The organism is Candidatus Thermoplasmatota archaeon, from assembly GCA_018814355.1.
Lineage (GTDB): Archaea > Thermoplasmatota > Thermoplasmata > UBA10834 > UBA10834 > COMBO-56-21.
The window spans coordinates 1-5110 of record JAHIZT010000016.1; the positions used below are offsets into that span (position 1 = coordinate 1).

2 protein-coding genes are annotated in these 5110 nt (G+C 57.8%); one reads left to right on the forward strand and one right to left on the reverse strand.

All coding sequences use genetic code 11. From position 1 onward, the window contains the following. Positions 1 to 238: 238 nt before the first annotated feature. On the reverse strand, positions 239 to 1909 hold the full coding sequence (locus tag KJ653_00530) for an IS1634 family transposase (GenBank protein ID MBU0684326.1): 1671 nt from the start codon (positions 1907 to 1909) through the stop codon (positions 239 to 241). A gap of 1511 nt (positions 1910 to 3420) precedes the next feature. Here KJ653_00530 and ltrA point away from each other — a divergent pair. Further along, positions 3421 to 4812 carry a group II intron reverse transcriptase/maturase gene (ltrA, locus tag KJ653_00535; protein ID MBU0684327.1) on the forward strand — a complete coding sequence of 464 codons (1392 nt, stop codon included), beginning with the start codon at positions 3421 to 3423 and terminating at the stop codon, positions 4810 to 4812. Positions 4813 to 5110 lie beyond the last annotated feature (298 nt).

The following is a 5110-nucleotide window of genomic DNA, read 5'->3' on the forward strand; positions in this document are numbered from 1 at the left end:
ACCTCGCCGTCGCGAACTGCGGCTACGGTATCGGCGGAAACGAGGTGTCCGTCCTCCGCGGTCGCGACGACGGTATGTTCGAGATGGATTCCGCATTCCCCGTTCCGGTCGGCGTCACCCTACATTCCGGGGAATTCAACGCGGGTTTTCTGGAATTTCCAGCGGTGCTTTTCTGACTCCTGACTCACCGAGATGTTCTGACTCACCGTGATCATCATCATTGCCTCTCTCCGGCGGCTCAGCAGGGTCCATATTCCTTCGCGGGTACCGACAGCAGGCGCAGTACCTTCCTCTGGACAGCATTCAGTTCATCCCAAAAGCAGTCGACGAACTCATCATCTTCGAAGAGCCGGCTTCGGCGGATGCCATCGAATAGTTGCATGATCTTCTCCGCCGTAGGCGTCTTACATTCTCGTTCTTCCGGGTAGATCGGAATCGATGAGATCTTCTGCTGCGCCATCGCCCGACGCATTTCCCGCTCGATAAGACAGGAGACGAGCAACGCGAGAAAGACCAAGGAGAGATAGGATGCGATCCTTGTCGGCGTTTTCAGCCAGACGGGCGCGATCTCCAATACGGACTTGAGCTGTTCATTTCTTTTTTCCAGATAGGGCTGGAATTTGTAGATCTCCAGCACCTCCTTCATGTCGAGTTCGTTGACATTGTCCTGGAGCGGAAAGATCCCATCTATCCGGCTATCCTGCTGGATGAGATCGGCCCGGACTTTCCAGGCAAGTGCGAACTCCGGCTTCATCTCCCTTCGATAGTCCGTATTCCTGCCCGGACGCCCCGGCTTGGTCTGGTGGAACACGGGCTTCTGATGAACTTGGACTTCTGTCTCGATCCACCGGCCCGCAGCGGTCTGTGCCAAGAGCTGGTCCACTCTTGCCTGGATCTTCTCTTTCGTCCCTAGATCCCCCTTGCCGATCCGGCCCGAAAGGCGATCCAAGGCCTTCCCGACCCTGTGAATTCGGGCTTGTCGGCTCTCCTTATCCAACCGGGCCTTCGTCGAGCTATGGATCCAGATAATTCGGCAGCCCTCGTCCGAGGGCATAGGGTCCGTGAAGCCCCGGAACACCTCCTCCTCGACCTTCCCGTCGGGCCCTTTCTTTCCTCGCAGATTCGGACGGCGAATCAGCTCCACCCAGTCAGGCTCATGCGTTTGGATCCATTCCTGGAAGCGAGTGTACTCACGCCGGTTCTTCGGCATCACGGTCACGAACCGGCCCCCGTTCCCGATGATATGCCTCAGGTTCTTCTCGCAGCAGAGCTTGCAATCCGCCACGTAGATGAACCTGGTGTGTCCGACGATCTTCCGGAGCATATTCCATATTTCGATGTGCACGTTGTCGTCGGCTGTGTTTCCATTGAAGACCTGATGTTGCACGGGGAGGGCCCCATCACGGGTCACGCACAACGAGAACACCAGTTGCTTTAGATCGGGGCGATGGTCTTTGTTGTTCTGGTTGCGGGCCATGACAAAGGGCGAACTGCCCTCGGCGCCCGCCGAGAGGTACTCGCCGAAGAAGGTGAGGCTGGTGGTATCTTGATGGATCTGGCTCAGATCTATGTCGAAAGTCCGAACCATGTGTGTCACCACACCGGTCAGCAGGGATGCCCGGTCCCCTCGATAGAACCAGTCTAACGCGGTGGCAACTCGATCGTCATTGAAATGCGGGATGTCTTCCGCGTTGAGTCCAAGTTGCTCGGGCACGTATCCCCTTACCCACTCCTGCAACCGGTAAAGCGGTAGCCGACTGACGACCAGATTCCGAAGCATCACCGTCAGCACCCGGCCATGGGGAATGTCAGGTTTGCGCCCCCGAGCGCTTCTCTCCACAGCGTCCAAACAGGACTGAATCCGCTCATCCAGCTCCAACCGCGCGATGATGCGGTTCACGATGGGCATGGGTCCAATGGTCTTGGACTCCAGTTCTCTCCTCACTCCCACCGAAGGCGATCTCCCCTACATCACACTGTCTCTTCACCCCACTCCGTCTCTGGACCGTAGGGTAACAACAACGGTGTTACGAGGCGCATGGAGCAAGAAGATCTCCATCCTTGCTCACCATCGCCCCGATCATCTTTCCGACGCCGTGAGCATGTCGAATCCTCGCCTGGAGATCGCAATGGGCTGCGACGATCCTTGGCGAAAGTGTTCATGATCTTCTCTTCGGTTTCTGATCATACGAACGTACTTATAGGGCTCGATACGCTTCACCGCAACTCCTTTTCTTGCCCGTCGTTGCCTGCGTGCTTTGTAAGTTTCATCCACATCATCTGTTACGATTTTGCAAACTTTTTCTGTTGCGCTCCTTCATCCTTTGTGCGATCCTTCGAGACATGATGAGGTGGAGAGAAGGAGACAGGAGCACGATTGCTGCAACGTCAGAATCACGGCTCAACGCAGGAGCAAGGGGGACCGCATTCCTCGGCTTTATCATGACCCGCCGAATGAAGAGCGCACCGAACACACCACCATACGAGAACACGTGGAGACGCCTCTCCATCTTCCGTGCGAAACAGAGGCGTTCCCTTCAAGCCATTGAGCAGGTGAGGATGCCAGAAAACAGCGACCCATGCAGGAGGTGGGTTTCAACTCGCTGACGACGACGATAGCTGAAGCCTCAGGCGATAGAAAGGCAGTCGCGCTGAACACGCTCAGTATGCCGAACACACTCAGCTATCATTCGAAATTGAGACATAATGGGATCTGAATTCCCCGGAATGTAGGGTGTGTCCAGACGAAGGGACACGCGTTCAGTGGGAGTCAATCCCACCAAGGAAAGAGCCGAAGCCTTGTAGCTCGGACAGCAAGCAGGAGGGAAACCGAATGACTTGAAGCCTGTCGACAAAGCCACCCTTGGGGTGGTGAGCGAGCCACCGGGCCGTAACGAAAGTGAACGCATAGGTGACCTCGAAACCGGAAGCCTCGGAGGCCGAGCCCCCCCTACATGGGCGAAGGCAGCATGGGACGTCGAAATTCGGCTGAGACGGCGTCTCACTCCGGCGGGGTGATAGCGATGGCACGGTGGCAAGGACGCGTGGAGCAACTGGAGAAGCCCTCCTCGCCCCGGGCCGAAATGCCCGGAGAAAGGTAGGCGCTATAACCGGAGACACCGGGAAAGGTGCCGAAGGCGAGAGGGTGGCGGATGGGTCCGCAGTAGCTGAGAAGGCGGGTAACTCCGCTGGAGCGAAGGGGCCCTGCTGATCGTAGCTCTTCTGCCAGCATGGGGAGGCAGGATGGCCGGGCGGGAGATGGACAGGCAGACGTGGCAGAGGTTGCTGGAAGCGTTGCGGATGACGTATCAGCGCGCCAGGGAAAGGAACCTGGAGCGCTGGGAAAGGATGGTCCATGACGCGCTCTACCAATGCCAGCTGCAAATGGAAATCGACGGCCTGGAAGAGATAAGGCCCATCATGAAGGTGCTGCTGGGGTATGACCCGCTCGAGGGGGACACTCGCCCGAAAGGGGAGAAACAGCCAGGGCTCGCAAGGTCTGAAGCCCGAGAGGTACCTTCACTGCAGGACCTGAGGCAGAGGATATACGCCAAGGCGAAGGCCGAACCGTCTTGGCGCTTCTGGGGTCTGTACGTCCACGTCTCCAAGATGGAGACACTCCAGGAAGCCTATCGCATGGCGAAAGCCAACAATGGGGCTCCAGGCATAGACGGGGTCACGTTCGAGGCCATAGAGGCCCATGGGGTGCCACCGTTTCTGGAGGAGATACGAGACGAACTGATTACGCGCACGTATCGTCCGATGCGGAACCGGAAGAAGGAGATACCCAAGAGCGGCGGCCGAGTCCGAACGCTCGGAATCCCTTCGATTCGTGACCGCGTGGTCCAGGGGGCTCTGAAGCTCATTCTGGAACCGATCTTCGAGACCGACTTCCAAGAGGGGTCGTTTGGTTACCGGCCGGATCGGTCAGCGCACCAGGCAGTCCAACGGGTGGCCGAGGCGATCGTCCGAGGTAAGACGCAGGTGATCGATCTGGATCTCCGAGCCTACTTCGACAATGTTCGACATCATGTCCTGTTGGCGAAGGTGGCGGAAAGAGTCCGAGACGATGATGTCCTTCGTCTTCTGAAGATGATCCTGAAGGCGTCTGGCAAGAAGGGCGTGCCACAAGGGGGAGTAATCTCACCTTTGATGAGCAACGTCTACCTCAATGAGGTGGACCGGATGCTGGAACGGGCCAAGACAGCGACACGACAAGGCCGACGCATGTACCTGGAGTATGCGCGATACGCCGACGATGTCATCGTATTGGTCGACCCGAAGCACCCACGGGGTGACTGGCTGCGAAAGGCAGTGGGCAGACGGCTACGGGAAGAACTGGTCAAGCTCCAAGTCGAGATCAACGAGGAGAAGACCCGCAACGTGGATCTGGCTGCGGGAGAGAACTTCGACTTTCTTGGCTTCCGCTTTCAACGACGTCGAAGCCAACGCGGCAAGTGGTGGCCGTGCTATGAGCCGGTCCCTGCGAAACGAACGGAATTGGTGCGGAAGCTGAAAGAGATCTTTCGAAGATATCGATCGCAGCCTGTTGCCCGCGTGATCGAGATCATCAATCCGATATTGCGCGGATGGGTGAACTACTTTCGCATGGGACATGCCCGGCGGTGCTTCGCCTACGTACGACTCTGGGTGGAGAAGAAGATCCGACGACACCTCATGCGCTCCCGGGGGCGACGAGGCTTTGGGTGGAAGAGGTGGAGTACCCCATGGCTGCATGCCAACCTCGGGTTGTTCCGAGGATACAAGACAGTCCGTTTACAGCCGCGGGCGAAAGCGCTCCCATGCACATAGGTCACATAAACCTTGGTACGAAACGGTCAGGAGAGCGTAGTGCGGGAGAACCGCATGCTGCGTTCGATGTGGCGGGGGCTGGAGACGGGTCTACGGCCGGAGCTCGATAGGGCACGCCATGCCCGAAAGGGTGGACACAGACGAAGCCGAGGCCTACGGGATACCGCGCCAGTCCCCGACCCTACGTATATGGCTCTACAACTAGAGTTTTGCAGCCAAGGCCTTGTGGCGGCTCTGCCTCGGCCATATCCAGAATGGCCTTAACTGTCGCATCTCCCCAATACTGAAGTGGTCCTAC

Excerpts from the sequence above, each read along its gene's own strand:
- KJ653_00530 (MBU0684326.1), bottom strand. The coding sequence starts at position 1,909 with ATGCCCATCGTGAACCGCATCATCGCGCGGTTGGAGCTGGATGAGCGG.
- ltrA (MBU0684327.1), top strand. The coding sequence starts at position 3,421 with ATGAAGGTGCTGCTGGGGTATGACCCGCTCGAGGGGGACACTCGCCCG.